Raw genomic sequence first — 1565 nt, forward strand, 5'->3', positions numbered from 1 at the left:
TGGCGGTCTGTATGCTGGATCTGGACAATTTCAAACCGATCAATGACACCTATGGTCATGAGATTGGCGATGAAGTGCTGGTGACCTTAGGTAAACGTCTGACCGGTATGTTGCGCAAATCCGATTTTATTGCCCGTTACGGGGGGGATGAATTCGTACTCCTGCTGGAAGATTTGGCGGGGCATGCAGACCTTGTGCAACTCCTGAAAAAAATTGAAGGGATCATCACCGCACCGATCCTTCTGAGTAATGGTGAAAGCGTTCAGGTTGGGGCAAGCATGGGTCTGGCGCTCTATCCTTCTGCTGATACAGACCAGGCGGATCAGCTGCTGCGCTGGTCTGATCAGGCACTCTATGAAATCAAAGCCCACAAAGCGGATCGGGAAAATTGCTGGATGGTTTTCGGCGATGATCCCCTTCCAGATCAGCGTAATCCGGCACAGGTTCTGCTGGATAACGGCGCATTGGAGGTCTGGTATCAACCCATCCTGGATAGCTACACATGCAAGATAGTCGGCATCGAAGCTTTGGCACGCCTAAAAGATGCTGAGGGGAACCTCTGGACCCCTGCCCACTTTTTACCGGAATTACAGACTACGGACCTGACCACATTGACGAGGGGCGTGCTTTCACAAGCATTGGTAGATCTTGCGGTTCTGGACGGACAAGGATATTCCTTGTGGGTATCCGTGAATCTTGATGCACATTCGGTTTCTGCCGGATGCGTAGAATATTTGAGGGCTCTGCTTGCGCCAACCTGCATTGATCCGTCACGTGTAACCCTGGAAATCCTTGAAGGAGATGACTTCCTGGAGCAGGCCTCGTCAATAGAAAATCTTGTGGAAATGAAAAAGCTCGGTGTTCATTTAGCATTAGATGATCTTGGCAGCGCTTATAGCTCACTCCTACGCTTAAAAACACTACCTTTTGATAAAATCAAACTGGATCAGGCTTTTGTTCGCACACTGGAGAAACAACCCCGAGATCTTTATTTTGTGAATACTGTGCAGGATCTTTCTATCAATTTAGGCGTCACTCTGGTTGTGGAAGGCGTAGAGACAGAAGACATCCTGGATGCCGTCACAGTTGCAGGCGTCTCACTTTTGCAGGGATACGCAATTGCCAAACCCTTGTCACTAAAAGAACTGCAAAAATTCTTACAGCGCCCAGCCGTTAAGCGCTCTAACTATCCTCATACCTTTTTGGGGCTGTACGCTCTCCATCTTGCCATCCATAGCGTTCTGGAAAAAACCATGCGCCAGAATCTTCGCCTGATGGACTATAAAGAGATGGTAGACCCTGGCGTTTGTCCGTTACACAGGGCGATGCAACATCTGGGTGTATTAGAAGGAAGCCCATTAGATCAACGCCATCGAGAGTACCACAAAGCCATTGCAGAACTGATCAACCAGTTATCAATCTCTCCAGAAGCTTCAGGTTGGCGCATTGTGGAACAGGCAGAAAAGGCACTTGAAGAAGCTGTTCTCCATGCATATGAATCGAAGGATTTCCAGACCGAGGGAGTGCCCCTCATCAATCCGTGGGAGGTATCGCAGTGACGGTCA

1 protein-coding gene is annotated in these 1565 nt (G+C 49.1%); it reads left to right on the top strand.

Features of this window, described 5'->3' with window-relative positions; genetic code table 11:
• The first annotated feature begins 11 nt into the window (after window positions 1-11).
• A complete protein-coding gene (locus tag AC2VLY_RS08545; RefSeq protein WP_486922101.1) occupies window positions 12-1559 on the top strand; it encodes a putative bifunctional diguanylate cyclase/phosphodiesterase in 1548 nt (515 codons plus the stop codon).
• Window positions 1560-1565: the final 6 nt, after the last annotated feature.

This window comes from Acidithiobacillus sp. TH-A36 (assembly GCF_057473445.1).